The organism is Pseudomonas mercuritolerans, from assembly GCF_025706525.1.
Taxonomy (GTDB): Bacteria; Pseudomonadota; Gammaproteobacteria; order Pseudomonadales; family Pseudomonadaceae; genus Aquipseudomonas; species Aquipseudomonas mercuritolerans.
Window position 1 is genome coordinate 191402 of record NZ_JAMSHA010000006.1, and the last position, 26421, is coordinate 217822.

Annotated in this window: 28 protein-coding genes; 3 read left to right on the forward strand and 25 right to left on the reverse strand. The window is 61.8% G+C overall.

Annotated elements, in window-relative coordinates; genetic code table 11:
• Positions 1-220: 220 nt before the first annotated feature.
• Complete coding sequence (hemE, locus tag ND528_RS18280) at positions 221-1288, forward strand: uroporphyrinogen decarboxylase (RefSeq protein WP_016772044.1); 1068 nt, start codon at positions 221-223, stop codon at positions 1286-1288.
• Positions 1289-1344: 56 nt separating this feature from the next.
• Here the strand turns inward: hemE and ND528_RS18285 are convergent, their stop codons facing one another.
• From ND528_RS18285 to ND528_RS18295, 3 genes are all read right to left on the reverse strand, one after another.
• Positions 1345-1989 (reverse strand): retron system putative HNH endonuclease, encoded by a 645-nt coding sequence (locus ND528_RS18285; protein WP_125917444.1) that lies wholly within the window; start codon positions 1987-1989, stop codon positions 1345-1347.
• Positions 1986-3254 carry an AAA family ATPase gene (locus ND528_RS18290; protein WP_263470855.1) on the reverse strand — a complete coding sequence of 423 codons (1269 nt, stop codon included), beginning with the start codon at positions 3252-3254 and terminating at the stop codon, positions 1986-1988. The genes ND528_RS18285 and ND528_RS18290 overlap by 4 nt, the downstream gene beginning before the upstream one ends.
• A gap of 78 nt (positions 3255-3332) precedes the next feature.
• The gene (locus ND528_RS18295; RefSeq protein ID WP_456239200.1) at positions 3333-4577 is read right to left on the reverse strand and encodes an MFS transporter; all 1245 of its coding nucleotides are present in this window, start codon (positions 4575-4577) and stop codon (positions 3333-3335) included.
• Between the two features lie 151 nt (positions 4578-4728).
• On the opposite strand from ND528_RS18295, the gene ND528_RS18300 reads away from it, so the two are divergent.
• Positions 4729-5631 carry a LysR family transcriptional regulator gene (locus ND528_RS18300; protein ID WP_263470857.1) on the forward strand — a complete coding sequence of 301 codons (903 nt, stop codon included), beginning with the start codon at positions 4729-4731 and terminating at the stop codon, positions 5629-5631.
• A gap of 103 nt (positions 5632-5734) precedes the next feature.
• Here ND528_RS18300 and ND528_RS18305 read toward each other — a convergent pair whose 3' ends face one another.
• The 22 genes from ND528_RS18305 to ND528_RS18415 form a co-directional block, all read right to left on the reverse strand.
• Positions 5735-6172 carry a hypothetical protein gene (locus ND528_RS18305; RefSeq protein WP_041477579.1) on the reverse strand — a complete coding sequence of 146 codons (438 nt, stop codon included), beginning with the start codon at positions 6170-6172 and terminating at the stop codon, positions 5735-5737.
• Between the two features lie 536 nt (positions 6173-6708).
• The gene (locus ND528_RS18315) at positions 6709-7152 is read right to left on the reverse strand and encodes a hypothetical protein (protein ID WP_016772042.1); all 444 of its coding nucleotides are present in this window, start codon (positions 7150-7152) and stop codon (positions 6709-6711) included.
• A 29-nt stretch (positions 7153-7181) separates the two neighbouring features.
• Entirely contained in the window at positions 7182-8408 is a 1227-nt protein-coding gene (locus ND528_RS18320; RefSeq protein ID WP_024011280.1) for a beta-ketoacyl-ACP synthase, read from the reverse strand.
• A complete protein-coding gene (gene fabG / locus ND528_RS18325) occupies positions 8408-9136 on the reverse strand; it encodes a 3-oxoacyl-ACP reductase FabG (protein WP_016772040.1) in 729 nt (242 codons plus the stop codon). The genes ND528_RS18320 and fabG overlap by 1 nt, the downstream gene beginning before the upstream one ends.
• Positions 9129-9593, reverse strand: coding sequence for a hotdog family protein (locus ND528_RS18330; RefSeq protein ID WP_024011282.1), 465 nt, complete (start codon positions 9591-9593; stop codon positions 9129-9131). Before ND528_RS18330 ends, fabG begins: the two co-directional genes overlap by 8 nt.
• The gene (locus tag ND528_RS18335; protein ID WP_263470858.1) at positions 9590-10786 is read right to left on the reverse strand and encodes a beta-ketoacyl-[acyl-carrier-protein] synthase family protein; all 1197 of its coding nucleotides are present in this window, start codon (positions 10784-10786) and stop codon (positions 9590-9592) included. Before ND528_RS18335 ends, ND528_RS18330 begins: the two co-directional genes overlap by 4 nt.
• Entirely contained in the window at positions 10783-11256 is a 474-nt protein-coding gene (locus ND528_RS18340; protein ID WP_330221316.1) for a hypothetical protein, read from the reverse strand. The genes ND528_RS18335 and ND528_RS18340 overlap by 4 nt, the downstream gene beginning before the upstream one ends.
• Before the next feature lie 137 nt (positions 11257-11393).
• Positions 11394-12119 carry a class I SAM-dependent methyltransferase gene (locus ND528_RS18345; RefSeq protein ID WP_263470860.1) on the reverse strand — a complete coding sequence of 242 codons (726 nt, stop codon included), beginning with the start codon at positions 12117-12119 and terminating at the stop codon, positions 11394-11396.
• On the reverse strand, positions 12116-13363 hold the full coding sequence (locus tag ND528_RS18350; RefSeq protein ID WP_263470861.1) for an NAD(P)/FAD-dependent oxidoreductase: 1248 nt from the start codon (positions 13361-13363) through the stop codon (positions 12116-12118). Before ND528_RS18350 ends, ND528_RS18345 begins: the two co-directional genes overlap by 4 nt.
• On the reverse strand, positions 13350-14513 hold the full coding sequence (locus ND528_RS18355) for a cation:proton antiporter (RefSeq protein WP_263470862.1): 1164 nt from the start codon (positions 14511-14513) through the stop codon (positions 13350-13352). The genes ND528_RS18350 and ND528_RS18355 overlap by 14 nt, the downstream gene beginning before the upstream one ends.
• Positions 14510-16840 carry an MMPL family transporter gene (locus ND528_RS18360; protein WP_263470863.1) on the reverse strand — a complete coding sequence of 777 codons (2331 nt, stop codon included), beginning with the start codon at positions 16838-16840 and terminating at the stop codon, positions 14510-14512. Before ND528_RS18360 ends, ND528_RS18355 begins: the two co-directional genes overlap by 4 nt.
• Positions 16824-17426, reverse strand: coding sequence for an outer membrane lipoprotein carrier protein LolA (locus ND528_RS18365; protein ID WP_263470864.1), 603 nt, complete (start codon positions 17424-17426; stop codon positions 16824-16826). Before ND528_RS18365 ends, ND528_RS18360 begins: the two co-directional genes overlap by 17 nt.
• Positions 17423-17848 (reverse strand): acyl-CoA thioesterase, encoded by a 426-nt coding sequence (locus ND528_RS18370; RefSeq protein WP_071174164.1) that lies wholly within the window; start codon positions 17846-17848, stop codon positions 17423-17425. The genes ND528_RS18365 and ND528_RS18370 overlap by 4 nt, the downstream gene beginning before the upstream one ends.
• On the reverse strand, positions 17841-19385 hold the full coding sequence (locus tag ND528_RS18375) for an HAL/PAL/TAL family ammonia-lyase (protein ID WP_263470865.1): 1545 nt from the start codon (positions 19383-19385) through the stop codon (positions 17841-17843). The genes ND528_RS18370 and ND528_RS18375 overlap by 8 nt, the downstream gene beginning before the upstream one ends.
• Positions 19366-20313: an LpxL/LpxP family acyltransferase gene (locus ND528_RS18380; protein ID WP_263470866.1), complete on the reverse strand. Its 948-nt coding sequence runs from the start codon at positions 20311-20313 to the stop codon at positions 19366-19368. Before ND528_RS18380 ends, ND528_RS18375 begins: the two co-directional genes overlap by 20 nt.
• Positions 20310-21044 (reverse strand): glycosyltransferase family 2 protein, encoded by a 735-nt coding sequence (locus ND528_RS18385; RefSeq protein WP_137215153.1) that lies wholly within the window; start codon positions 21042-21044, stop codon positions 20310-20312. Before ND528_RS18385 ends, ND528_RS18380 begins: the two co-directional genes overlap by 4 nt.
• Positions 21037-22716: an AMP-binding protein gene (locus tag ND528_RS18390; protein ID WP_263470867.1), complete on the reverse strand. Its 1680-nt coding sequence runs from the start codon at positions 22714-22716 to the stop codon at positions 21037-21039. Before ND528_RS18390 ends, ND528_RS18385 begins: the two co-directional genes overlap by 8 nt.
• Positions 22713-23258: a COG4648 family protein gene (locus ND528_RS18395; RefSeq protein WP_263470868.1), complete on the reverse strand. Its 546-nt coding sequence runs from the start codon at positions 23256-23258 to the stop codon at positions 22713-22715. The genes ND528_RS18390 and ND528_RS18395 overlap by 4 nt, the downstream gene beginning before the upstream one ends.
• Entirely contained in the window at positions 23255-23509 is a 255-nt protein-coding gene (locus ND528_RS18400) for an acyl carrier protein (protein WP_016772026.1), read from the reverse strand. The genes ND528_RS18395 and ND528_RS18400 overlap by 4 nt, the downstream gene beginning before the upstream one ends.
• A gap of 9 nt (positions 23510-23518) precedes the next feature.
• Positions 23519-23794: a phosphopantetheine-binding protein gene (locus ND528_RS18405; protein ID WP_039756723.1), complete on the reverse strand. Its 276-nt coding sequence runs from the start codon at positions 23792-23794 to the stop codon at positions 23519-23521.
• Entirely contained in the window at positions 23772-24584 is an 813-nt protein-coding gene (locus tag ND528_RS18410; protein ID WP_263470869.1) for a lysophospholipid acyltransferase family protein, read from the reverse strand. Before ND528_RS18410 ends, ND528_RS18405 begins: the two co-directional genes overlap by 23 nt.
• On the reverse strand, positions 24560-25285 hold the full coding sequence (locus ND528_RS18415; RefSeq protein ID WP_263470870.1) for a beta-ketoacyl synthase chain length factor: 726 nt from the start codon (positions 25283-25285) through the stop codon (positions 24560-24562). The genes ND528_RS18410 and ND528_RS18415 overlap by 25 nt, the downstream gene beginning before the upstream one ends.
• A gap of 356 nt (positions 25286-25641) precedes the next feature.
• Here ND528_RS18415 and ND528_RS18420 point away from each other — a divergent pair, with 356 nt between their 5' ends.
• A complete protein-coding gene (locus ND528_RS18420; RefSeq protein ID WP_024011296.1) occupies positions 25642-26412 on the forward strand; it encodes a ParA family protein in 771 nt (256 codons plus the stop codon).
• Positions 26413-26421: the final 9 nt, after the last annotated feature.

Below are 26421 nucleotides of genomic sequence, written 5' to 3' on the forward strand. Positions count from 1 at the left end.
GGGAGCGAGCCTGCTCGCGAAAGCGGTCTGTCAGCCAACTTCAATGTTGGATGTGCCGGCCTCTTCGCGAGCAGGCTCGCTCCCACAGTTGTTTTAGGGTGTTGCGGAAAATCGTGTTCCAGCGCGACAAATTGACCCGATAGACAAAAGGCTGACCCACATCCGTGCCTTTTGCCTCGCGCTCTGAGAAAATGCCCGCACTTTTTTTCCGGATGCCGACATGACTGCCCTGAAGAACGACCGTTTCCTCCGCGCCCTGCTCAAGCAACCCGTTGACGTCACCCCTGTGTGGATGATGCGCCAGGCCGGTCGCTACCTGCCGGAGTACCGCGCCAGCCGCGCCCATGCCGGCGACTTCATGAGCCTGTGCATGAATCCGGAGTTCGCCTGCGAAGTCACCCTGCAACCGCTCGACCGCTACCCGCAACTGGACGCGGCGATCCTGTTTTCCGACATCCTCACCATTCCCGATGCCATGGGCCAGGGCCTGTACTTCGAGACCGGTGAAGGCCCGCGCTTCAAAAAAGTTGTCAGCACCCTGGCCGACATCGAAGCCCTGCCGATCCCGGATCCGCACAAAGACCTCGGCTACGTGATGGACGCGGTCAGCACCATCCGCCGCGAACTCAACGGCCGTGTGCCGCTGATCGGTTTCTCCGGCAGCCCGTGGACCCTCGCGACTTACATGGTTGAAGGCGGCTCGTCAAAAGACTTCCGCAAGACCAAGGCGATGCTTTACGACAACCCGCAAGCCATGCACCTGTTGCTCGACAAATTGGCGCAATCGGTGACTTCGTACCTCAACGGCCAGATCATGGCCGGTGCACAAGCGGTGCAGATCTTCGATACCTGGGGCGGCAACCTGTCGGCGGCGGCGTATCAGGAATTCTCCCTGGCCTACATGAAGAAAATCGTCAGCGGCCTTATCCGCGAGAACGACGGACGCAAAGTGCCGGTGATCCTCTTCACCAAGAACGGCGGCCTGTGGCTGGAAAGCATCGCCGAAGCCGGCGCCGACGCCCTCGGTCTGGACTGGACCTGCGACATCGGCAACGCCCGTGCCCGTGTCGGCGACAAGGTCGCGCTGCAAGGCAACATGGACCCGACCGTGCTCTACGCCAAACCGGAAGCGATCCGCACTGAAGTCGGGCGCATCCTCGCCAGCTACGGCAAGGGCAGCGGCCACGTGTTCAACCTTGGTCATGGCATCACCCCGGAAGTCGATCCGGAACATGCCGGCGCGTTCCTGCGTGCGGTGCATGAGCTGTCGGCGCAGTATCACGAGTGATCAGCGCCCAATAAAAAACGCCCGGCCAATGCCGGGCGTTTTTGTTTGAACAAACCTTAACGACCGAGCAGTTGCTCGGCGTAGCGGGCGATGATGTGGTCGAAAGGCTTTTGATCCGAGGCTTTGGCCGCTCGAATCACAGTGACGAGGCGTTCAAGGTCTTCATTGCTGACGCTCGCGATGAATTCATCATCAAACAGCCGACGGATCGTGTCTCGGCGCCGGTTGTTCAGGTAGGCAATATCGAGCGCTAGAACTTCAATCATTTTGGCGGCTGGCAGGTCTTCAGTGTCTGCGGGCTGAATTCCGCCATTTTGCAGATATCGGAAGCGCAGTTCGCATTGCTCATCCATTGGAGATATGTGCAACGCTTCTTCAAACCAGTTGCCTTTGCGGTGTCCACAATGCAGTGGATTGCCGGGTCTGGTTTCGCGCAGACAAGACGCGAAAAGGTTTTCGTAGTCCAGCGCAAGGGCTTCAAAGTGCTCTTGAGGGCGAAAATGTTCTATGTGACTGGTAGCCGGTTCTATCTCTCTGCCGCAATAACAGCAGAGTGATCCTTGTTCCTCTAACAAGGCCGCGTGTAGCTCTCGCTTTTGCGGGTTTTGCAGAACGGGATAGGTTGGAACCCATTCATCGTTTGCCGAGCTTTTCCAGTCTGTGAATGAGGCGGGTTCAGTTCCTTTGAGCACTCGCTTCATTTACCAAGAATCTCCTTGCGCCTGAGCAGTGCCTCTGCACCGGCAAACTCCGGAAGATCCGGAGCCTTCTTCTTCAGGGCCTCAAGCTGCGATTTCGCCCTTTGCAGGTCGTTGTTCTCCAAGGTTGAAAAAAGCTCCGAGAGCAGGTTTTCAATCTCGGGTTCGCGCTGTTCAACGCCCATGACTTCTTCGAGCACGCTGCTGGAGTCCAGACCATAGGTAACGCGAGGGTGTGAGGATTCGCCGTCGTGCAGGACGATCACCTCTTCGGGCTTCAAGCTGCCGATGATTTGCGGGGAGTGACTGGCGGCGATGAACTGGACATTGGGGAACGCTGCCGTCAATGCCGGAACGATGCTGCGTTGCCACGCAGGATGCAGATGAATATCCAGTTCATCAATGATGATCACGCCTGATGTATTCTTCAGGGCGTCCTTGCCCATATGAGGGTTGAGGATGCACATACGGCGGGCGATGTCGGTGAATAGCGCGATCATGCCGCGCTGACCGTCACTGAGGTGATTGAAGGGAATGGTCTTCTGGTCGATGTCGATCAGCAAGCTTTGCAACCTGAGGTCATAGCGCAGATTTTGTGCATGAGGAATTGCGCAAGCTATAGCACTGTTGACCCAAACCAGCTCGTCGTTGAAATCTGCAGAATGTTGATTGGCATCCAGAAGATCCTGCATTCGTTCCAGTGTTCTGCCGATCAACCAGCTCTCGAAATCACTGAGATCTGCCACCGCATCGAACCAGTTTGCATAACCATCAAAACGCGACAGGCGTTGTTTGGCTGCAAACTCTGCTGATACGCCTGCGCCTTGCCAGCGACGATTGGAGCGATAGAACGCCAGCATCGGTAAATCGACCGGCATGGCCAGGTTGATCTTCTGCCTGAGCTTGACCAACTCAGCCTCGAAAGCTGAATTCACGAGTGGGGGAAAGCCATCTCCGTCTCGTTTCAGAATCCATTCGGTTGCGCCAAAAAACACCCCCGTCCCTTGTACCAGCAGCGGGTACTGCCGTTCGAAACGGCTTCTGTTTTCAAAGCGGTCAATGACGAAGCGAATATCTTCGTCTTTTATCGAGATCTGACTCGGCTTTACCGCGTTGCCGAATTCGATGAAGGAAACAGCAATGGCCTGGAGCAGTGACGTCTTACCGCTGCCATTGACCCCCACCACCAGATTGAACCCAGGCTGGAAGTCAAACGTGGCATCTTCGTAGCAACGAAAATTCCTAATGTGGAGTCGGTCCAGGCGCATTCTGGCTTCCCTTTACCAAAGCAGACGAATGTCGTCAGTGTACCTTGGCGTGCGATTACCGCTAGGGCGCAGTTGTCGCTAAACCTTTGCGCTCCCAGGGAGCGGCGGCAGCTTCGCCAGCTTCAACGCCACCAGCAGGGCAATCAGCAACAACGCACCAATGAACAGGCCGATGCCATTCCACCCACCCAGATGCCAGAACACCCCGCCCGCCGTCCCGGCAATGCTCGACCCGGCGTAATAACTGAACAGATACATCGACGACGCCTGACCCTTGGCGGTCAACGCGCGCCGGCCGATCCAGCTGCTCGCCACCGAGTGCGCGGCGAAGAAGCCGAAGGTGAACACCAGCATGCCGACGATCACCAGCAACAACGAGGTGAACATGGTCAGTGCCAGTCCGGCGAACATCAGTGCAATGGTCGCCCAGAGCACTTTGCGTCGCCCCAGCTTGTCCGCCAAAGAACCGATTTTCGCCGAGCTGTAGATCCCCGACAGATACACCACCGAGAGCAATCCGACAAATACCTGATCGAGGTTGTACGGCGCCGCCAGCAAGCGGTAGCCGATGTAGTTGAACAGCGTGACAAACGCGCCCATCAGCACAAACGCTTCAAGAAACAGTAGCGGCAGGCCGGCGTCGCGAAAGTGCATGGTGAAGCCGTCGAGCAGGCTGCGCGGGTGCAGCGAGCGAGCGCGGAAGTTGCGCGACTCCGGGAGTATCTTCCAGAACACCGCCGCTGCGACCAGCGCCAGACCGCCGATCACCAGCATCGCCGTGTGCCAGCTGACGAAGTCGATCAGCACGCCGGTGATCAAGCGTCCGCTCATCCCGCCGATCGCGTTGCCGCCGATGTACAAACCCATTGCCAGGCCGATGTGCTGTGGATGGATTTCTTCGCTCAGATAGGTCATCGCCACCGCTGCCAGGCCGCTCAATGACAGGCCGATCAGCGCGCGCATGATCAATACGCCGTGCCAGCTCGGCATCATCGAACTGGCGATGGTGCACAACGCGGCAGCGAACAGTGCGGCGACCATCACTGGTTTACGGCCGATGCGGTCGGAAATCGGCCCGGTGATCAGCAGACCGAAGGCCAACATGCCGGTCGCCACCGAAAGGATCAGACTGCTCTGCGCCGCGTTGATCCCGTATTCGTGGGACAGCAGCGGCATCATCGGTTGCACGCAATAGAGCAGCGCGAACGTCGCAAAGCCGCCACAGAACAGCGCCAGCACTGTGCGCATGAACGCCGGCGTGCCTTTTTCGATGTAGATCTCCTGCAGCTCGGCGAGGGCATCGTCGTCGGCTGCGGGCGGGATTTCGTGGGCAAGGGGCGCGACAGCAGTTTTCACTTCAGACCTCGGAGAGCACAGCCGGGCAGGCAATGAAAAAATCATATAGCTGGCTAATGTTTCTATCCAATATATTGTTCGACCTGTTTGATAGCTTCAGCGACCTAATGGTAATCCTATGGAACTGCGTCATCTGCGTTACTTCATCGCCGTCGCCGAAGAACTGCATTTTGGCCGGGCCGCACAGGTGCTGGGCATCTCCCAGCCACCACTGAGCCAGCAGATTCAGGCGCTGGAGCAACAGCTCGGCGCGCGATTGTTCGAGCGCACCAATCGTCGGGTCGAATTGAGCGAGGCGGGCAGGTTGTTTCTGCAGGAGGCGCGGCTGGTGCTGGCACAAGTCGACAAGGCGGCGGATGTTGCCCGCCGTGCGCAACTTGGCGAGCTGGGTGAGTTGAAGATTGGCTTCACCTCGTCGGCGCCGTTCAATTCGACGATTCCGCAGGCGATTTTTTCCTTTCGTCAGCGCTTTCCGGCGGTGCATCTGAATTTGCGCGAAATGAGCAGCACCATGGTCGCCGATGCCTTGGTGGACGAGTCGATCGAAGTCGGCATCATGCGCCCGCTCGGATTGCCGGATTCACTGAGTGTTGTGGAGTTGATGCGCGAGCCATTGGTGGCGGTGCTCAGTTCCAAGCATCCGTTGGCCCAAGGCAGCGACCAAGGCCTGTTTCTCTCGGCGCTGGCGCTGGAGCCGTTCGTGTTTTTCCCGCGCAGCTATGGCAGCGGGCTCTATGCACAACTGTTGAGCCTGGCCCGTGACGCCGGCTTCAGCCCGCACTTTGCCCAAGAGGCTGGCGAGGCGATGACCATCATCGGTCTGGTGGCGGCGGGCTTGGGTGTATCGGTGCTGCCAGCGTCCTACCAACGCATGCGCATCGACGGCGTGGTCTACCGCCCGTTGCTCGATCCCGAAGCGATTTCGGCGGTGTGGCTGGTGCAGCGCAAAGATCAGAAATCACCGATGGCCAAGGCGTTTGTCGAACTGCTGACGCGCAAGGTTGAGCCTGTGACGGTGTGAAGGCCGCTGGCGCTTTCGCGAGCAGGCTCGCTCCCACAGGGAAACGCATTCCAAGGTGGGAGCGAGCCTGCTCGCGAAGGCGTCGGCCCAAACATCACAGATTTCAGGGCAACCGCACCAAATCCCCCTTCAAAGCCACCCGGGTAACAAAAACTCCTGCCCGGCACTCGTACGTATTCAAATCCTTGCGTACACGCTGGTCGTAGTAACTGACGATATTCACAACCGCATTCGCCCCGACCCGCTTGGCATCAGCCTGCAATTTGATCAGATTCGACTGCAACACCCATTCACACGAAGCCTGATCGCTCTTGTTGAAGCCGTTGGTTTTCAAATCACTGACCACCCCTTGGCGCAGCAACTGCTGAGTGCCCTGCGGCCCGTTGCCGATCAGGTAGAACTTAACACTGCCATCCAGCCGACCGGCGCGAATGGCGTCCGACAGCACGGTTTCGAAAGGCATGTACATGAGGTTGGTGGCATGGCTGGCACTGGGCAGCAGGGCGATAAGCGCAGCGGCCATCAGGGCTTTCACTTGCATGGTCATCTCCTTTGACGGTGAAAGAGAACTGCGAGGGCAGGTACTGAGCCGGGACCTGCTTAAGCGAGTGTAGATGGTGCAAGGGAGCGAGGGGATTGCAGAGAGCTACATTTCCCGTTACGGATCTGCCTTAGGGGAACGCTCGATTTTTGCGCAAAATCGCCTCTTTTCCAGTGAGTGCCACGGATGCCTCTTCGATACCAGCCCAAGGAGGGCAGCGTGCTAATTTGCGATTTCAGAGGCTATGAAGTGCCTGAGATGGTGAAAGTCAGGCCCGTTGTCGTTCTGCGTAAACACCGCAGCAATAGTCTGTTGGTGGGACTGTGATGGCACTGAATATGGCGCCGAGAGGCGAAACGCCAGCCGTTGTCTGCCGATGCATTTCAAGCAATACTGCCTGCGTTCCCGAAAGGGGCTTGTGAGACTCTGAGGATCCTGGGCAACCAGCCATCGCAGAGCCAGGCAGGTAATCGGCGATGACAAGCCAACCTGTCTGTGAAAGGGCGCCAAACGGCGCCCTTTGTCGTTTCTGGCGTTTATTGAACCTTCGCCAGATCACCCTTCAACGCAACGCCCGCCATGATCGCGCCGGCGTGGCATTCGTAGGTTTGCGCGTCCTTGCGCTCGTTGCGCTTGTAGAAGCTGACGATGTTGGTCACGGCGTTGGCGCCGGCGTTTTTCGCGGCCTGGTGCAGGCTGATGATTGCCGATTGGGCGACCCATTCGCAGGCGACTTCGTCGGACTTGTTGAAGGCGTTGGTTTTCTTGTTGGTCACGGCGTCGGGGCTGACCACGGTGACTTTGCCGGCCGGGGTGTTGCCGGCCAGATAGAATTTCACGCTGCCATCGATCTTGCCGGAGCGGGTGGCTTCGGCGACGGCTTTGTCGAATGGCAGGTAGACCGCCGTGTCGCGTGCCTGGCTGATCGCTGGCAGGGCGCAGAGCAGCAGGGTGACAGCGGCGAGTTTGTTGAAGTGCATGTAGGTCTCCTTGACCTGGATTGATTCGGTTATGCCCAGCGGCGGAAGATCAACGAAGTGTTGACACCACCGAAAGCGAAGTTGTTGTTCATCACATAATCGTGGTGCATCTGACGAAACTCGCCGCGCAGGTAATCGAGCTTGCCGCAGTGCGGGTCGACCTCGTCGAGGTTGAAGGTGTGCACGTAACGGTCGCTGTTGAGCATCTCGATGCTGAACCATGACTCCAGCGCACCGCAGGCACCGAGGGTGTGGCCGAGAAAACTCTTCTGCGAACTGATCGGCATGTGTTCGCCGAACAGGCTGCTGGTGGCCAGCGTTTCGGCGATGTCGCCCTGTTCGGTGGCGGTGCCGTGGCCGTTCACATAGCCGATGGCGTCCGGGGTGAGGCCGGCATCTTCCAGGGCCAGCTCCATGGCGCGGCGCATCGTGACCTGTTCCGGGCGGGTGGTGTGCTGGCCGTCGGCGTTGCTGCCGAAACCGACGATTTCCGCGTGAATGTGCGCGCCACGGGCGAGGGCGTGTTCCAGCTCTTCAAGCACCAGCATGCCGCCACCTTCGCCGATCACCAGACCGTCGCGGCCCTTGTCGTACGGGCGAGGGCTGGTCTGTGGTGCATCGTTTTTCAGGCTGGTGGCGTAGAGCGCGTCAAACACCATGGCTTCGGTCGGGCACAGCTCTTCCGCGCCGCCGGCGAGCATCAATGGCAGGCGGCCGAACTTGATTGCCTCATAGGCGTAGCCGATGCCCTGGCTGCCGCTGGTGCAGGCGCTGGACGTCGGAATCAGGCGGCCGGTGAGGCCGAAGAAAATGCTGATATTGGCGGCGGTGGTGTGCGGCATCATCCGCACATAGGAGTTGGCGTTCAGTCCCTCGGCCACCGAGTTGAGCAGCATGTTGCCGAACGCTTTGATCTCGTCAGTGCTGCCGGTAGACGAACCACAAGCAACGCCCATGCGCCCGTCCTTGATCGATTCGTCACCGAGCAGGCCAGCATCGGCCAGAGCCTTTTCTGCTGCGCCGACCGCCAGTCGCGAAACCCGGCCCATGCTGCGCAACTGCTTGCGGGTCCAGTGCGACGGCACGAGAAAGTCATCGATGGGCCCGGCCAGGCGCGTGTTGAGTTCAGTGAAGCGATCCCACTCGTCCATGCGGCGAATGCCGCTGCGATTGGCCGCGAAATTGCCGGCAATGGTCGGCCAGTCGCTGCCCAGCGAGGTGATGCCGGCCATGCCGGTGACGACGACGCGCTTCATCAGCACAGGCCTCCGTTGACCGCCAGCACCTGGCGAGTGATGTACGAGGCTTCCGCCGACATCAGGAAATTCACCGCAGCGGCCACTTCTTCAGGGGTGCCCATGCGCTGCGCGGGGATCATTTTCATCAATTCCTCCACCGGCACGTTTTCGTCGAGCATGGCCGTGTCGATCAGGCCAGGGGCGACGCAGTTAACCGTAATTTTGCGCTTGCCCAGCTCGATCGCCAACGCCTTTGCCGCACCGATTACGCCGGCCTTCGAGGCGCTGTAATTGACCTGGCCACGGTTGCCGATCAGGCCCGATACCGAGGTGATGCAGACGATGCGCCCGGCGGCGCGACGACGGATCATCGGCATCATCACCGGGTGCAGAACGTTGTAGAAACCGTCGAGGTTGGTGCGCAGGACCACGTCCCAATCATCATCGCTCAGCGCCGGAAACGCGCCGTCGCGGGTCAGCCCGGCGTTGAGCACCACGCCGTAATAGGCACCGTGATTTTCGACATCGGCTTCGAGAATGCTTTTACAGGTTTCACGGTCGGCGACGTCGAATTGCAGGATGCGCGCGCGGCGGCCCAGTGCTTCGATTTCGGCCTGCACCGCTTGGGCTTCGGTCATGCCGCTGCGGCAATGCAGGACGATGTCGTGCCCGGCTTGCGCCAGACGCAAGGCAATGGCGCGGCCGATGCCACGGCTGGAGCCGGTGACCAGTACGGATTCAGTCATCGTGCGACTCCTTTGTCTGTTGCAGATATTGGTTGGCTTGCGGCGGACGGAACACGTTCAGGCGGGCGCTGGCATGAATGCCGTCACCGTGGATGTGACATTCGAATACGCCCATGCCGTTGTCGTCTTCCAGTGAGCGCAGGCCGTGGACGGTCAGCTCGCTGCCGGGCGCAAAGGCTTCGACGTTGCACTCGAATTTGCGCGTGCCGAGGAGAAAGCCGAGCTCCGGCGGATTGCCTTTTTGCCGGGCGTGGCAACCGGCGAAAGCGGCGACGCTCTGCGCCATCAGCTCGACGCCGACCCACGCCGGCAGGCTGCCGTCGGGCAGGTTGAACAGGCCATCGGGCTTGACCGTCAGGCGGGTAAAAATCTGCTCATCGTCAAAGCGCTCGATGGCGTCGATCAGGATCATGTCGCCGGCATGCGGCAGCAGTTCGGCGAGCGGCCAGTGGCTCATGGTGCGTCTCCGATAATCAGGCTGACGTTGTTGCCGCCGAAGGCAAACGAGTTGCTCATCAGGTAGCGCGGTGCAATGGACGTCAGGCGTTCGCTCGCGGTCACCCAGTTGAGCGGCGGCAGCGCGGGATCGGCGTGACCGTCCCAGATGTGCGGCGGCAACGCCTGTTCAGGGTTTTCGGCACTCAGGCTGAGCCAGCAGAACGCCGCTTCCAACGCGCCGGCCGCGCCGAGGGTGTGACCGGTCAGCGGTTTGGTCGACGAGCAGGCGACGCCTTCGGGAAACAGCGCCGCGACCGCCAGACTTTCCATCGCGTCGTTGTGCGCAGTGGCGGTGCCGTGCAGGTTCAGGTAGTCGATTTGCGCGGCTTGCAGACCAGCGCGGCCAAGGGCTTTGTGCATCGCTTGCAGAGCGCCGCGGCCGCTCGGCTCCGGCGCGGAAATATGGTGCGCATCCGAGCTGGCGCCCGTCCCCAGCAGGGCGATTCCGGGGCCTTCGCCGCGCTGTGTGCTCATCACGAACAGTACCGCTGCCTCGCCGATATTGATGCCGTTGCGGTTGACGGAAAACGGATTGCAGCGCTCGTCGGAAACGGCTTCCAGCGAAGAGAAACCGTTCAGCGTGAGCTTGCACAGACTGTCGACGCCGCCACACAGCACCGCATCGCACAGGCCCAGATCGAGCAGGCGCTGGGCGCTCATTAAAGCGCGGGCGCTGGAAGTGCAGGCGGTGGAAATCACGTAGGCCGGGCCGCTCAGTTGCAGCCATTCGGCGAGGAAATTCGCCGGGGCGCCGAGTTCCTGCTGGCGATAGTCGTACTCGGGGGGAAATTGCTGTTCGCGGATGTAATGCGCCAGACCCCGGCTGGCCTCGTCGATGCCCGAGGTGCTGGTGCCTAGCACCACGCCTATGCGCTCGCGGCCGAAGGTCTGGATCGCACGATCGATGTCGTCTCGAATCTGCAGCGCTGCTTCCAGCAGCAGCTGATTGTTGCGGCTGCTGTGCTCGATCAGTTCGACCGGGATCGGCGCCAATTCACCGTGCACGCTGGCCACAGGCAGTTCACGTTCGGCGACCCAACCGGACTCGCGGCGCATGCCCGAACAGTCGCCGGCAAACAGATTGCGCGCGACTTCAGACTTGTCGCGGCCCAAAGCGCAGATCACGCCGAGGGCATTCAGGTAAGCGGTCATGGCGTCGATTCACCTAACTGGGAAACGCGATAGTGCGGGCCTTGGGGCAGATTCAATTGGAAGCTCAACGGTTGTGAATAGCGGATGTTCCAGCGCGCCGGCAGTGAACGCTGATCGGCCTGTTGCCGGGCGTCGGGATAGTTGCGCAGCAACTCGGCGGACGGCGTAAGGGCGAACAGCAATGCGGCGAACAACTCCCGCGCTTCCGGGCTCGGCGGCAACAGACCGTCGGCCTGCCAACGCCCGTCGATCAGTTGCTGGCGGGCCTGGGGAATGCCCAGCGGATCCATCATCGACCAGCGCGTGCCGGCGCCTTCACGCTGGATCACCAGCAGCCAGTCCTGACGCTGCCCGGCCTGCTCGCGTTCGATGTGCAGTTGCAGCGGCAGGGGCAATGTCGGGTTGGCCGCTGGCAGCGGTGGCTGGCTGGCGCAGGCACTGAGCAGCAGGGCTGACAAAACGATCACCATCCATGCAGCAAACCCTGTGGGAGCGAGCCTGCTCGCGAATGCAATCTGACATTCGCCACCTTTGCTGACTGATACTCCGCTTTCGCGAGCAGGCTCGCTCCCACAGGGTTTCAGGTGTTCAGATCGATAGCCGTACATCAGACAGATTCCTGCAATGGCTTGCGCGCGACGACATTCACCAGCGTTTCTTCACGCTCACCGAATGGCTTGGGTTTGCTCAACCCCAGCCGCTCCAGCAATCCAAAATCCTTCGACCGGCTCCACCACAGATACGGATAGGAGACATTGCGCTCGGCAAACTCGAAACCCTGCTCGCGGATCATCTGCAGATAGCCGGCGGCGCTCTTCTGCACATGCATCGGATGGCGGAACAGCCAGCGAATCACCCAGGTATCAATGTAAGCCTCGGTGGATTCGGCGAACAGCAGATAGCCGCCCGGCTTGAGCACGCGATAGAACTCGGCCAAGGCCTTTTCCTGCTCGACCAGATGATGGAAGGTCTGGTGGCAGAACAGCAGATCGACGCTGGCATCGGCGACGTTGAGCGTGGCGCAATCGCTGCCGATCAACTCGACTGGCATGCCCAGGCGCGCTGCCTCTTCGGCGCTGAGTTGCAGGCTGTGCGGGTCGGCGTCGACGCCGATCAGGCGCTGCGGGGCGAAGGTCTGGCGCAGGTGGCCGAAGGACTTGCCCTGACCGCAACCGGCGTCCAGCAGCACCGGGCGTTCCGGCAGCGGCTCACTGAATAATCCACGCAGATCATTGATCGCCACGCGCAGCACATGGTGCTGCCAAGTGCGGCTGCGCAGGAACCAGAGACCGAAGCGGGTTTCCTCGACGTAGCTGTCGCTCAGGTAATTCATGAGGCGTCCTGCGCGCAGAGTTGGGAAATCATCTTCAGCCGGCGCCGCGCTTCGCTGACGAACGGGTTGCGCTCGTCCCAGGCGTAACCGGCGAGGATCGAGCAGATCATCCGGCGAATCTCCGCCTGGCTGTCTTCGTAGAAAATCACGTCCTGGAAGGTGCCGGCGTACCAGCCTTCGACGTAGCAGCGGAACGTGTCGACGCCGCGTTTCAACGGCTCGGCGAATTCGCTTTGCCAGTCCACCGTTTCACCCTGCAACTGACGGTGCAGCACGCCGGCAGCCATGCTCGCCGAACGCATGGCGATGGTCACGCCGGAGGAGAACACCGGATCGAGGAATTCTGCGGCGTTGCCCAGCAGCGCGAAGCCCGGGCCATGCAGGGTTTTCACATTGGCTGCGTAGCCGCCGAGGGTGCGCGCCGGGGTGTCCCAGACCGCGTTGTTCAGAACCCCGGCGAGGCTTGGCGTCTCGGCGATGAAGCTGCGCAGGCAGACATCGAGGTCGCTGTCGCGGCCCCGGAAATGTTCCTCCGCTGCGACCACGCCCACCGAGCAGCGGCCGTTGCTGAACGGGATGGTCCAGAACCATACATCGCGATGCTCGGGATGGGTGGTGACAAGGATCTTTTCGCGGTCGAACGCAGGATTGTCGATGTGATCTTCAACGTGGGTGAACACCGCCTGGCGCACCGGGAAATTCGAAGGTGCTTCGAGGTCGAGCAAGCGCGACAGCACGCGGCCGTAGCCGCTGGCGTCCAGGACGAAATCGGCTTCGACGCGGTACTCGCTGCCGTCTTCGCGACGCACATCAAGGAATGGTTTCGCCTGATCGAAATCGACGCTGACGATCGCATCGCCATAGCGGATTTCCGCGCCTTGCAGTGCCGCTTGATCGGCCAGCAACTTGTCGAAATCGGCGCGCTGCACCTGGAACGTGGTCGGCTTGCCGGCGGTGAAAGTGTCGCCAAAATCGAAAGCGCTGTAGCGCTCGCCCCAGGCAAACGCTGCGCCGGTCTTGCGCTGGAAACCGGCGGCGTTGACGGCGTCAAGCATGCCGGCTTCTTCGACGAAATCCAGGCAGTGGCTGAGCAGGCTTTCGCCAATGGAGAAGCGTGGGAAGTGCTGGCGCTCGAGCACCAGCACATCGTGGCCCTTGCGTTTGAGCAGGGCGGCGGCGATAGCGCCGGACGGGCCGGCACCGATGATCACGACCTGACGGGATTCCATTTCAACGATTGGCACGTGAGCTCCGGGGCAGAGGACTGTTCAGATTCAAGGGCGCGCGATGCAGGCCGATCAGGGCCGGCAGCAGCGTCGCGATCAGGCCCATCAGCATCAACGCGAAATACAGCGCCGGGGTGATGAGCTGTTGTTGCAACAACAGATTGAGAAAGACGATTTCGCTCAGGCCGCGAATGTTCAGCAGTACGCTTTCGCGCCAGCGGCTGGCACCCGCGAACGAGGCGCCAGCCCAACCGAGGCCGAGCCAGTTGCCGAGCAGTTTACTGACAATCGGCAACAGCAGCAGCGCCGCCCACTGCCCGGCGCCGAGGCTGGCGAGGGCGCTGTGCACGTCGATCTGGACGATGCCAAACGTGAGGATCAGCGGGATCGCGATCCACGTCTGCAAGCGGCTCATCCAGCGTGCCGGCAACGGCAGCACCAACGGCACTTTCAGCAGCGCCATGCACAGCAGATAGCCGATGCCGAAAATCAGCGCGTTGAGTTTGTAATGCTCGGCCATCACCAGCAACGCGAAGAAGCCGAGGCTGTAGGTCAGCGGGCGACGCACGCGCAGCAGGTGCAAAAGCAGCGGCACGCCGGCCATTGCCACAGGCAGCAACAGGCTGCTCAAGTGCAGGCTGCCCTGGGCGAGGCCGAACAGCGTCCAGCAGGTCAGGTCGATAAGGATCGCGGTTTGCACCAGACGCCGGGTGGCAGCGGGCGGGTAATCGATGTGACGCAGATACAGGTACAACACCGGGATCGCGGTAATGGCGAAGACCAGTCCGATGGCCAATGCGTTGAGCCACGGCTGCGACGGCAGCAACCAATACGCGACCGCCAACCCGCAAGCGAACGGCACAGCGAAACTCGGCACAGCGATTTTTACGCTCTGGCGATCCAGACGCAGATCGATGACATCGCTGAGAATGTGCCCGAGCAGCAAGGCGAAACTCAGGCTGTAGAGGTTTTTCAGCCAGTCCGGAGCTATCAGTTGTGCGCCGCTGAGCTGCCAGCCCGGTTCGATCCAGAAGTACATCAGCAACGGCAAACCGAAGCTCGCCAGCAGCAACTGACTGACGATCGGAATCAGGCCGAAGTGACAGCCGACCCGGGTCGCCAGGGCAAACAGCGCCAAGGCCAGCAACCAGAAGCCGAAGACCATCATGCCGCTGGCTCCGCAACCGGTTCATGGCGCCCGGCCCACGGTGCGAGCATGAAGCTGAACGCCAGACCGAGGCTTACCGACAGGCCGAAATTGCTCACCGCCGGCGTACTGGAAACCGCCAGCAGGCCGAACGACAGCCACGTCGTCACTGCTGCGAGCAAGGTGCCGAGCAGGCTCACCGCCGCGCCGCCCACCTGTTCGCGCATGAGGATTGCGTAATCGACGCTGATCGCCGTCACCAGCAACAGGCCGAACAGGCTGAACAGGGTCAGTGGCTGACCGAGCCAGCCAAGGCTGGCCAGACTGCACAGCGCCGCCAGCAGTGGCAGGGCGACGATGCGCAGTGCGCCAGTCAGGCCGAACGGCAGCATCAGCACCAGCACGATCACCACGCAGGAGGCCAGTTTCAGTTCGGCGGCGCTGATCTGCGTGGCGGCGAACACCTTGTTCAGGTCACCGAGGCGATCGACCAGCACCACCCCCGGCAAATCGAGTGCTTGCACGCGCAACAACGACGGATTGTTCAAGCCCTGCAAACTGGTCATCGCTGCGACGCCGTCTTCAGTCGGTCCAAGCCACAGTGTCCGATACGGCTCACCGAGCGGGCCGGCCAGCGCGGCGTCGATGTCTTCGGCGGGCAGGGTCTGCAATTGCTGCAATTCGTTTTGCAACGCCGTCACTGGCACGCCGAGATCGAGCAGCGGTTGCCAGAATGACGGCAGCCTGTTCAGTGATTCGCGCACTTGCTGTTGCTGGCTCGGCGCGCTGACCAGTTGATCGAGGGCGAGAAAGCCTTGCAGCTTGTCGAGGTTGACCAGTTGCTGCAGGCGTTCGCTCAGCGCTGCCTGGCGCTCGAGCAATTGCTCCTGATTGGCCGCACGGATCAGGAAGAATTGGCTGGTCGGTTGATACCCGGTGATGCGCGCGATGGTCTGCGCTTCGTCGGTCAGATGCTGCGGCGCGCCGACCCATTGGCGGATGTCGTTCTTGCTCTGCAACTGCATCAGGCCGCCGACGCAGAAGGCGATCAGCAGGGCCAGCAGCACGGGCGTGCGAATGCAATCGAGCAGCGCTTCACGCAGATGAATCAAGCGTTCGGCCAGGCGCAGCGGCCATTGCGCCGGGCGCAGTTGAACATTTTTCAGCAGCGCCGGCAGCAGGCAGACCGCAGAAAGATAGGCACCGAGCAAGCCGGCGGCGGAGAACACGGCGATCTGCGTCAATGCCGGGAACGGGGTCCAGGCCAAGGCCAGATAACCGATGACGCTGGTGATCAGGCTCAGGGTCAGCCCCGGCAAGGTCAGGCGCAGGGCCGGCCAGCTGCGCCAGGGCTTGAGACTCCAACTCTTGGACAGATAGTGCAGCGGGTAATCGACGGCAACGCCGATCAGGCTCGAACCGAGCACCAGCGTCATCACATGCATGTGACCGAACAGCGCCACGCAGGCCACCGCGCCGAACAGCATGCCGACCAGCACCGGCACAAACGCCAGCAGCACGCCCCAGCGGCGAAACGCCAACAGCAGCAACAGCAGAATGCCGACCGTCGCGCCACCGCCGACCCAGGTCATTTCGCGGGTGGCTTGTTGCTGGCCGTTGGCGGCGTAGAGCAGGCCACTGGCGGCGAGCAACTGCACGTCGCTTTTCGCCGCTTGTTCGCGGCTGTGCTTGAGCAGCTCTGCCACTTGCAACGGCAGGTTCATGTCGAAGGCATTGCCGGTGGTGCGCGCACGCAGCATCACCCAGCTCTTGCCGTCGGCATCGGCGACCAATGCGCCGCTGCCGATGTCCAGTTGCACTGCGCCATGTTTCGGCTGGCTGTTCTGGATGCGCGCGGTCAGGCCGAGCCAGTCGTCCTGGCTCGGCACCAGGGTGAAGCCGTTGAACGGGTCGAACAGCGCCTGCACCCGCTGCTGGATGAACGCGTCGGGGTGCTCGCTGAGTAACTGCCGATCATCCGCCGAGAGCATCGCCAAACGCCCTTGCAGCAATTGCTTGCGCAGCGCCGGCAAGTCGGCTTGCAGGTTCCACTGCACGATTTCGAACAGACCGCTGGCCTGCCATTGTTCGCCCAGTTGCTGGACCATGGTCAGCGCTTGCTGGCGATCGGCGTGGCCGACCAGCACCAGCATTTCGCGATTGAGCGGTTCTTGCATGCGCTGTTCGGCGCGCACTTCCAGCGCATCGGGACTGGTCCCGGGTACCAGCTCCATGAGATTGGCCGACAGCGGCGCACCGTCGCGCCACTGCCAGGCAGCCAGCGCGACGACGGCCAGCAGCAGGCTCAGAAACAGCCAGGGCAGCCTGCGTTCACTCGGCGAAGTCATGTTGCTCCGCTTCGCTCAGGGGTTGCTCGGCCGTGCTGTCCTGCATGCGCAGCAACGTGCTGTCGCCTTGGGTTTCCAGCAGTTCGATGCTTTGCACCAGAGCACCGCCGTCAATATTGATTTGCTTGAACACTTGCTTGAGCAGCATCGAACGCGGCGTCAGGGTCAGTTGCCACTGCTGCGCCGTGCCGCTCAGGGCCAGTTCGAAATCCCGCTGCAAACCGCTGCTGTCACCTTGCAGCACGGCGAGGAACAAACGGTTCTGCTCGGCGCCGGCGCTCTTGTTCGGCAGCAGTTGCCAGCCGTTGCTGTCACGGCGGGCGATGCCGTTGGCGGTGATGCGGTAATCCTGTTGCAGTGGAGTTTTCAACAGCCACAGCAGGCCATGATTTTTCGCGAGGACGAAGCTGCCCTTGCTGATCAGCGGCTGCGGCAGGGCGCGCAGGTGTTTTTCCTGAATGAACTGGCCGTGGATAACATCCGGTTTCGCCAGTTGTTCACTCAGTTGTTGCAGGTCGAAGGCATTGGCCCATGACGACACGGCCAGCAGCGTTAGTGCGCCAAGGCTTCTGAAAAACACATTCATCGCAGCATCCTTTCCACGGCATCGGTGAAGACTTTGGGTGAAGCCAGTTGCATCTCGCGGCTGCTGACCTCGACAGCGACCTGCACGGAGCTTGCGCGGGTCAGACGTTCGCCGGTCTGCAGGTCGCTGATCAGATAGTTTATCTTCAGACGGTTTTCCCACTCGACCAGACTGGCGCGCACGTTCAGCCGCTGGCCGAACACCGCGCTGCGCACGTAGCGCAGTTGCAGGTCGATGATCGGCCAGGCGTAACCCGACTCGACCATGTGCGTGTAGTTATGGCCGATCTTGTCCAGCAGCGCACAGCGCGCCACTTCGAGGTATTTGACGTAATGGCCGTGCCAGACCACGTGCATGGTGTCGACGTCGAAAAACGGCACGAGAATCTCGGTATCGGCGTGAAGCACTCCGGCACTACGCATGCAGCCTCCAGTGTTGCGCGGCGATGCGTTGCAGGCACAGGCGCAGTTCGCCTTCCAGCGCGCGGTCTTCGATGACCGGCTGGAAGTCTTTGCCCAGCTCTTCGTGCATCGCCGCCAGTGCCGGCGGCAGCGGACGCGCATCGGCGGCTTGAGCGCGCAGCCACACGCCCTGATTGGCGGCGAGCAGGGTGGCGGCGGCGACCTGTTCGGTCAGCTCCAGCACCCGAATCGCATCACGGGCGGCGATGGTGCCCATGCTCACCTTGTCCTGGTTGTGGCATTCGGTGGAGCGCGAGAACACGCTGGCCGGCATGGTGTTTTTCAGCGCTTCGGCGGTCCAGGCGCTGGTGCCGATCTGCACGGCTTTGAAGCCGTGGTTGATCATCGCCCGATCGGCGGGGGCGCCGGAGAGGTTGCTCGGCAAGCCGTGGTTGTAGCGCTCGTCGACCAGCAACGCCAATTGCCGATCGAGCAGATCGGCGACGTTGGCCACGAGGTTTTTCAGGCTGTCCATGGCGAACGCAATGTGGCCACCGTAGAAGTGTCCGCCATGCAGAACACGCTCGGCTTCGGCGTCGATGATCGGGTTGTCGTTGGCGCTGTTCAGCTCGGTTTCGATGAAGCCGCGCAGCCAGTTCAGGCTGTCGGCCAGCACGCCGAGCACATGCGGCGCGCAACGCAGCGAATAACGATCCTGCAGGCGATGCAGTGGTGCGGTCGGCGCGTCGATTGCCAGATCCTTGCGCAGCCACGCGGCGACCTGCATCTGTCCCGGATGCGGCTTGGCGGCGAACAGACGTTCGTCGAAGTGCTCCGGATTGCCTTGCAGCGCGACAACGTTGAGCGCGGTGATGCGCGTGGCCAGTTGCAGCAGATAATCGGCGCGAGCGAAGGCGAGGCAGGCGAGGCCGGTCATCACCGCTGTGCCGTTCATCAGCGCCAGCGCCTCTTTCGGACGCAGCACCAGCGCTGTCCAGCCCAGCTCGCGATGCACGTCGGCAGCCTGACGACGTTCGCCACGGAACATCACTTCGCGCTCGCCGGACAGGGTTGCGGCGACATAGGACAACGGCGTCAGATCGCCGCTGGCACCCACCGAACCTTCTTCGGGAATCAACGGCAGGATGTCGTATTCGAGAAACGCATGCAGACGCTCGAGCAGTTCGACGCGCACCCCGGAGACGCCGTGACACAACGACTGCAAACGCGCCGCCAGCACCGCGCGGGTTGCCTGCGCGTCGAGCAGTTTGCCCAGGCCGCAGCCGTGAAAAGTGTAGAGATGACGCGGCAGCGCCTCGACGTGATGCAGCGGCACCGCGACCACGCAGGAATCGCCGTAACCGGTGGTGACGCCGTAGATCACACCTTCCTTGTCCAGCAGCGAATCGAGAAACCGCGCGCCCTTGGCGATGCGCTCGCGATAGTCGGCGTCAGCCTGCAACTGCACGGGCGCCTGACGGTTGGCCAGGGCCAGCACGTCTTCGATGCGCAAAGGGCGTTCGCCGAAGGTTACCGGCTCATGGGTTGGCGTCGTCATCGGTCTTCCAGAAAGGGTAAAAGTTGAACCATTGCTGCGGGGCTTCGAGGCAATAGTGACTCAGGCGCTGCGCGTAGCGAGTGGCCCACTGATGAATGACCTGTTCGCGCTCGCGGCGCGTCCACACCACCGCGTCGGCGAACGGTTCGAGGGTCAGGCGATAGTGGCCGTCGGGTTGCTTGAGGCACATCAGCAGATTGACCGGGCACTTGAGCAGGCCGGCCAGCAACCACGGGCCTTGCGGAAATGGCGCCGGATGGCCGAGAAAATCCACCGTCACGCTGCGCCCGCCGTGCAGTGGCACGCGGTCACCGGCAATCGCCAGCCACTCGCCGCGTTCCAGCCGTTCGTGCAGTTGCAGCATGATCACCGGGTCGAGTTCGCTGACCTGGATCAGGCGCAGATTGGTCGCCCCGGCCTCGCCAAGCAAGCGGTTGAATTGCTCGGCATGCTTGGTGTGCACCAACACATTCATGGTGACCTTTTCGCCGATCTCCGCCAGCGCCCGGCACACTTCAAGATTGCCCAGATGCGCGCCGACCAGCAGTTGCCCGCGACTGCCGCGCAACTGCTTGCGCAGCAGCGCCGGGTCGATGATTTCGATCTGCTCGATGCTCAGCTTGCCATTCCACACGTCGAGCTTGTCGAGCAGCGAATCGGCAAAGGTCATGAACTGGCCGAACACCCGCCAGTGGCTCGGGCGCAGGTCGTCGCGCCGGCTCCACTTGGCCAGCCGCTGCTGGTACTGCCAGGCACTGCGCCGGGCGATCCGGCCGAAGAGGAAAAAATACAGGACGATGCCGTACAGCAACGGACTGAGCAGGCGGCGGCCGAGGACTTTGGCGGCGAACGCGGTAAATTTCATCAGCAGGAAGCTGCCGCGCTCTTCGCGGTCGGCCCAGTGCTTCTTGTCAGCTTCTTCGCTCATGGCTTCCACCGTCGCCAGAGGATCAGCGGCCAACGCAGCAACATGCCGAAGAACAGCCGCGTGTGCATGCTGGAAATCAGCGCGTTGTCGTGGAACAGGCGAAAGTGCGATACACCGTCCAACGGGTAATGCACGCTGGTCTGCAGCCAGCGCATCGGCTGATTGCGCCAGGCCAGACGCACGAGAATGTCCGAATCGAAATCCATGCGCTTGCCGACCTTGGCCGAGTCGATCACGGCCAGAGTCGGCGCCAGCGGATAAACGCGGAAGCCGCACATCGAATCGCGAATCTGCAACGACAGGGTGTTGATCCACACCATCACGTGGGTCAGGTAGCGCGCGTACAAACGTCCTTTCGGCACGCTCTCGTCAAACAGCGGATAGCCGCAGATCATCGCCTCGGGATGGGCGCGGGATTCGCCGACGAAGCGCGCGACGTCGTGCAAATCGTGCTGGCCGTCGGCATCGACCTGCAAGGCATGGCTGTAACCCAGACGCGAGGCTTCACGCAGACCGGTCATCACCGCGCCGCCCTTGCCCTGATTGGCCGTCAGGCGCACCAGAAAAACCCTGTCGCGCTGGGCCAGGGTGTCGAGCACCCGCGCGCAGGACGGCTCGCTGGCATCGTCCACCAGAATGCACGGCAGACCTTGCGCGAGCAGGGCATCGACCACGGTGGTGATCGCGGTTTCGTGGTTGTAGACAGGGATCACGGCGCAGGGGTTATGCATGGGCAGGCCCCAGCAAAATCCGCCCGCTGGAACAGGTCGCCGTGGCATTGCGATAAGCGAAATACAACTTGCCGCGCTCGGCATCGAAACGCAGATGCAGCTGGATTTCATCACCGGGCCGCACCAGTTGCTGGAACTTCAGCACCTCCATTCCGGCAAACGCCCCGTCCAGCTTCAGCAACTGCCGACCCAGATTCAGCGCCCATTCCACCTGCACCACGCCGGGCAAAACCGGCGCTTCGGGAAAGTGCCCGCTGAAGTAGGCCAGATCCGGCGGCACGCTGAGTTGCAGGCTCCATTCGCCGTTGGTTTCGCTTCGCTCCAGCACTTCGGGGGCTTTGGGTCGCGCGGCCAGCAGCAACGCTTCGACGTCGGCCTGCGCCAGTTTGCCCTGGCTGTTCAATGGCAGTTGCCGCAGCAGGCGCCAGCGCCGGGGCAGGGCGAGGGCTTCGCAATGTTGGCTGAGATGTTTGCGCAGGGTTTCGGTCAGACCACGGCGGCCGTGCTCGCGCAGAGCGAACAGGCCCGATTCGCTGAGCACCAGCAGCGCACCGAGCGAGGCGCGGTTTTCCTGGACCACACCGAGGCGCGCTTCGGCGACCCAGTCGTGATCGACCAGAGCCTGTTCGAGCATCGGCAACGAGATGCGTTTTTCTTCCAGTTTGACGATGCGGTCGAGCCGACCCAGCAGTTCGAAGCGTCCATCGGCGGCAATGCGCGCAGCATCGGCGCTGTGTTCGACGTGGCCAACTGGCAGATACGGCGAGGCGATCAGCAGGGCGCCGTCGCTGTCCTGGCTCAGCTCGACGCCAGCGAACGGCTGCCAAAGAGACTCGCCCTGGCGCCAGGCGATGCCGCCGGTTTCCGAGCTGCCGAGGATTTCCGTCGGCCATTGCTGCAAGCGCTGTTGCAGGCTTTGCGCAGCCTCCAGCGGCAACGCGCCACCGGAAGAAAATACCCGGCGCACCGCGCTCAGGGCCGGCCAGTCGAGGTTGTCGCCCATTCGTTTGAGCAGCGCCGGGCTGGCGACCCAGGCGAAGGCCGGGTGTTCGCGGCTGGCGCGCTGCAAGTCTTCGGAGAACGCCAGTTGCCGGCGCACGAACCGACGCCCGGCGCACAAGGGCCACAACACGCGAAACAGCAGGCCATAGATGTGTTGCGTGGCGACACTGCCGATGATGCAGGCTTCACCGAGGTCAGCGCCCCATAACTGTTCCAGCGCTTCGACCTCGTTGGCCAATTGGCGCAGGGTCTTGTCGATGCGCTTGGGTTCGCCGCTGGAGCCGGAAGTGCACAGGCTCAGGCTGCATTGATCGAGATCCAGTTCTGCACCGGGCAGGCCGGGCTGAGTGAAGTCGTGCAACTGGGCGTCGCCGGGTTGATCGGTCAGCCATAGATCGACTTGCTGCGACCAGCGCTGACGCGTCTGCGCTTGCAGATCCGCCGGCAGCAACACGCTGACGCCGGCACGCCAGGCACCGAGCAGGGCGATGGCGAGGTCGGCGGCATCTTCCAGATGCACGGCCAGCCTTTTCACGCCTCGGCTTTGCAGACCCGCGGCGACGCTCAAGGCCTGCGCTCGCAGTTGCGTGTGATCGAGTGCCGGCGCCTGGCAGATCGCCCGTGCCGGCAGTGCCTTGAGCAACAGCTGCTCAAGTTTTATCCAATTCATGTACGGCCTCTTACCCGTTGTCGTATCAGCCATTCAATGGCAAACATCAGGCCGATCAATCCGTAGGAGATCAGGCCGGTGTACAACATCCACCAATCCAGCGGCGCCCACAGGGTGAGGAGGGCGGCGCACAAACCGTTGCAGAAGAAAAACACGCTCCAGGCCAGCGTGACCTTGCGCGTATAGCGAATGGCAACCTCCGGCAGTTGCGGCTCGCGCAAGCGCGCCAGACGCTCGACCATCGGCGGGCCGTATTTCAGGCTGGCGCCGAACAGCACCAGCATGAACGCGCTGATCAGCACCGGGTACCAGCGCAGCAGCTGCGGGCTGTCGAACACCGCCAGCAACAGGCAGAACACCATCGCCACGCAGGCCATCCACAGGCTGCCGGGCTTGCGCTCGCCGGTCAGGGCGCGCGCCAGCCACAGGCTGCCCAGCAGCAGTGCAAATTGCCACGGGGCGAAATGCTCCATGCCGAAATACACCGCAAAGGGGTACAGCAGACCGGCCAGCAGCAGGCCCAGGCCGATCAGTCGGCTCATGCGGCCGGTTGAACCAGACGGAACACCGCCTCGACCACGTCACCGACGGTGCGCACCGATTTGAACTCTTCGGCGGCGATTTTCTTGCCGGTCTGGCGTTTGATGTGATCGATCAGGTCGACCGCATCGATGCTGTCGATTTCCAGATCCTGATACAGATTGGCGTCCATGCTTACACGAGCCGGATCCAGTTCGAACAGCTCGACCAGGGCATCGCGCAGGGTGTTGAAGATATCGTCACGAGTTTGCATGGTCCGTTCTCAAGCTGCCTGTTTTGCCGTGACGAATGCCGCAAGGCTGGCCACGTTGGTGAAATGGTTGCGGGTGTCTTTGGCATCGGCGTCGATCTTGATGCCGTATTTTTTCTGGATCGCCAGACCCAGTTCCAGCGCGTCCACAGAGTCCAGGCCGAGGCCTTCGCCGAACAATGTCTGCTCGTCGCCGATGTCCTCGGGGCTGATGTCTTCGAGACCCAAGGCGTCGATGATCAGCAGTTTGATGTCACGCACCAGGCTAGCGGTGTTCAGTTCGCTCATCTGCGGCGAGCTCCTTAATGAAATAGTCATGCAAATAATCGTTGAGCTTGCGCGAGGCCTGCGGTGCGGGGCCTTGCGCGGCGAAGGTCTGTGGGTCTATATCGGCCCCCACGCGAAAACTGAAGTGCACGCGGCGATGGGGGATGCGATACCACGGCTCGGCTTTGGTCAGGGTGGTCGGGCTGACCTTGATGATCACCGGCGTAACGATTTTCGCACCGCGCAGGGCAATCGCCGCCGCCCCCCGATGAAAGGCCGGCGCCTGCCCCGGCTGGGTGCGCGTGCCTTCGGGGAAGATGATCAGAGTCTGGCCGTCCTGCAACGACTGCGCGGCGGCGTCGAGCATGTCCATGCTGCCGTCGTTGCTGATGTACTCGGTGCGGCGCAGCGGGCCACGGGTGAACGGGTTTTCCCAAAGGGTTTTCTTCACCACGCAGTTGGCGTGGCGCACCAGACCGATGAGAAACACCACATCGATCAGCGACGGGTGGTTGGCGATGATCATCTGCCCCGGCTTACCGAGGCGCTCGGCACCCTCGATGTCGTAGGTGAGCACGCCGGTGCGGGCCATGAAGCGCACGAAAAACCAGAACAGTCGGCTGACCGTACGCCGCGCGCGCAGGCGATGGACCAGCGCGTCACCGGGCAGGCAGCCGAGCAGCGGAAATACCAGCAGGCGCAGACACAGCCCGCCGAGCCCGAACAAGGCGAAGCTCGCAGCAGTGGCCAGCAGGCGCCAATAGTAGGCGTCGCGGTGTTTGGCGGTCACGGGTTGCGATGCCAGGTCCATACACGATTTTTCCACGCATGTTGGCAGTCAGGTTGCTGGCCCAGCAGGGTTCGCAGCAGGTTGAGCGCGTGCGGCCAGTGCGCCTTGGACCGGGTTTCGGTGCTGCTGTTCAGGGTCAGCCGCCAGTCGGTACCGGGCGTGAGCAATAAACCCAGCGCGTAAGGGAACGGCACGTCATCGACCCACTGCGAGTACGCTTCGGGCGGTTGCTCTTCGGTGATCACCAGCAGCACGGCCGGAGCGCCTTCATCAAGCAATGCGGCCGCTTCGAGCATGCCATGTTCCAGACCATCGCCAGCGGCGGCGAGGGCGGTCATTTCGCTGGTTTCACCGCGTATGATCGACCACAAACCGATGATCGCGTTATGCACCGAAAGGCTGAATTGGGTCGGCGACAGGGGCTGTTCGGTGGCCAGATCGCGGAGGATTTCAAATGTGCGTGGGGTTTCGCCGTGCCGCGAGACGAACACCAGCGGCAGATGATCCCGGCCTTCGGCCAGCGGCCAGCCAACGCTGAAGGCCATCCGCGCCAAGCGGCTGAGGCGACGGCGTTGCATGGCCGGCAGAAACGACACATCGGGCGCGGCATCACTGCTCTGCAGCACGACCGGTTGTCGGCTCCAGGCCTGCCAGGCGTCCACGCTGTCGAGCCCCGGGGCCCACGCGCGCCATTGGGCGATGTTGAAGTTGATCACGGACATTCATCCCGCCCCTGCGGGCTTTCGTTGACGCGTTGAGTCGCCAGCGCCGCAGCAGGCTTGGCTTGGCGCAGGGCGCCGGGTGGCGCGCATTATCCCGGTGCGACGTGTGTGTAGCAAATGTTGGTTACATTTTGCCCAACAAAATGTACCGAGCGGTTCGCTGCATAGCTATCACTTGGCCATTATCCAGATTTGACGCGGCGTGTCTGTCAGGTGTCTCTGGGATGGCTGGCGGTTTTTTCCATGCCTGGGCGTCGATTTTTACACCTGACGACGTAGTCCATGTCGGTGAAGGTAGCGAAGCGCGGTCACCGCCAACTACACTCGGTCATTCTTTGATACACGGAGGTTTGGTCATGCGGCGCGTGGTGTTCAATCAGAAAGGTGGCGTGGGCAAATCCAGCATCGCCTGCAATCTGGCGGCGGTCAGCGCCAGCGAGGGTTATCGCACGTTGTTGGTCGACCTCGATGCCCAGGCCAATTCCACCCAGTACCTGACCGGGCTCACCGGCGACGACATTCCTATGGGCATCGCCGATTTCTTCAAACAGACCCTGTCGTCCGGGCCGTTCTCGAAAAAGAATCAGGCGGACATCTACGAAACCCCGTTCGACAACCTGCACATCATTACCGCCACTGCCGAACTGGCCGACCTGCAGCCCAAGCTCGAGGCTAAACACAAGATCAATAAGCTGCGCAAGTTGCTGGACGAATTGTCCGAGGACTACGACCGGATTTATCTGGATACCCCGCCGGCACTGAACTTCTACGCGGTGTCGGCGCTGATTGCGGCGGATCGCGTGCTGATTCCCTTCGACTGCGACAGCTTCTCGCGTCAGGCCCTGTACGGGCTGATCGCCGAGATCGAAGAGTTGAAGGACGACCATAACGAAGGCCTGGAAGTGGAAGGCATCGTGGTCAATCAGTTTCAGGCCCGGGCCAGCCTGCCGCAGCAGATGCTCGATGAGTTGATCGCCGAAGGCTTGCCGGTGTTGCCGGTGTACCTGAGCAGTTCGGTGCGCATGCGCGAGTCGCACCAGGCCAGCATGCCGCTGATCCATCTCGATCCACGGCACAAGCTGACGCAGCAGTTTGTGGAACTGCACAACCTGCTGGAAGACCACTGATACCCCGAC

Coding starts and splice junctions, on each gene's coding strand:
- hemE (WP_016772044.1), top strand. CDS start 221: ATGACTGCCCTGAAGAACGACCGTTTCCTCCGCGCCCTGCTCAAGCAA.
- ND528_RS18285 (WP_125917444.1), bottom strand. CDS start 1,989: ATGAAGCGAGTGCTCAAAGGAACTGAACCCGCCTCATTCACAGACTGG.
- ND528_RS18290 (WP_263470855.1), bottom strand. CDS start 3,254: ATGCGCCTGGACCGACTCCACATTAGGAATTTTCGTTGCTACGAAGAT.
- ND528_RS18300 (WP_263470857.1), top strand. CDS start 4,729: ATGGAACTGCGTCATCTGCGTTACTTCATCGCCGTCGCCGAAGAACTG.
- ND528_RS18305 (WP_041477579.1), bottom strand. CDS start 6,172: ATGCAAGTGAAAGCCCTGATGGCCGCTGCGCTTATCGCCCTGCTGCCC.
- ND528_RS18315 (WP_016772042.1), bottom strand. CDS start 7,152: ATGCACTTCAACAAACTCGCCGCTGTCACCCTGCTGCTCTGCGCCCTG.
- ND528_RS18320 (WP_024011280.1), bottom strand. CDS start 8,408: ATGAAGCGCGTCGTCGTCACCGGCATGGCCGGCATCACCTCGCTGGGC.
- fabG (WP_016772040.1), bottom strand. CDS start 9,136: ATGACTGAATCCGTACTGGTCACCGGCTCCAGCCGTGGCATCGGCCGC.
- ND528_RS18330 (WP_024011282.1), bottom strand. CDS start 9,593: ATGAGCCACTGGCCGCTCGCCGAACTGCTGCCGCATGCCGGCGACATG.
- ND528_RS18335 (WP_263470858.1), bottom strand. CDS start 10,786: ATGACCGCTTACCTGAATGCCCTCGGCGTGATCTGCGCTTTGGGCCGC.
- ND528_RS18340 (WP_330221316.1), bottom strand. CDS start 11,256: ATGGTGATCGTTTTGTCAGCCCTGCTGCTCAGTGCCTGCGCCAGCCAG.
- ND528_RS18345 (WP_263470860.1), bottom strand. CDS start 12,119: ATGAATTACCTGAGCGACAGCTACGTCGAGGAAACCCGCTTCGGTCTC.
- ND528_RS18355 (WP_263470862.1), bottom strand. CDS start 14,513: ATGATGGTCTTCGGCTTCTGGTTGCTGGCCTTGGCGCTGTTTGCCCTG.
- ND528_RS18360 (WP_263470863.1), bottom strand. CDS start 16,840: ATGACTTCGCCGAGTGAACGCAGGCTGCCCTGGCTGTTTCTGAGCCTG.
- ND528_RS18365 (WP_263470864.1), bottom strand. CDS start 17,426: ATGAATGTGTTTTTCAGAAGCCTTGGCGCACTAACGCTGCTGGCCGTG.
- ND528_RS18370 (WP_071174164.1), bottom strand. CDS start 17,848: ATGCGTAGTGCCGGAGTGCTTCACGCCGATACCGAGATTCTCGTGCCG.
- ND528_RS18375 (WP_263470865.1), bottom strand. CDS start 19,385: ATGACGACGCCAACCCATGAGCCGGTAACCTTCGGCGAACGCCCTTTG.
- ND528_RS18380 (WP_263470866.1), bottom strand. CDS start 20,313: ATGAGCGAAGAAGCTGACAAGAAGCACTGGGCCGACCGCGAAGAGCGC.
- ND528_RS18385 (WP_137215153.1), bottom strand. CDS start 21,044: ATGCATAACCCCTGCGCCGTGATCCCTGTCTACAACCACGAAACCGCG.
- ND528_RS18390 (WP_263470867.1), bottom strand. CDS start 22,716: ATGAATTGGATAAAACTTGAGCAGCTGTTGCTCAAGGCACTGCCGGCA.
- ND528_RS18395 (WP_263470868.1), bottom strand. CDS start 23,258: ATGAGCCGACTGATCGGCCTGGGCCTGCTGCTGGCCGGTCTGCTGTAC.
- ND528_RS18400 (WP_016772026.1), bottom strand. CDS start 23,509: ATGCAAACTCGTGACGATATCTTCAACACCCTGCGCGATGCCCTGGTC.
- ND528_RS18405 (WP_039756723.1), bottom strand. CDS start 23,794: ATGAGCGAACTGAACACCGCTAGCCTGGTGCGTGACATCAAACTGCTG.
- ND528_RS18410 (WP_263470869.1), bottom strand. CDS start 24,584: ATGGACCTGGCATCGCAACCCGTGACCGCCAAACACCGCGACGCCTAC.
- ND528_RS18415 (WP_263470870.1), bottom strand. CDS start 25,285: ATGTCCGTGATCAACTTCAACATCGCCCAATGGCGCGCGTGGGCCCCG.
- ND528_RS18420 (WP_024011296.1), top strand. CDS start 25,642: ATGCGGCGCGTGGTGTTCAATCAGAAAGGTGGCGTGGGCAAATCCAGC.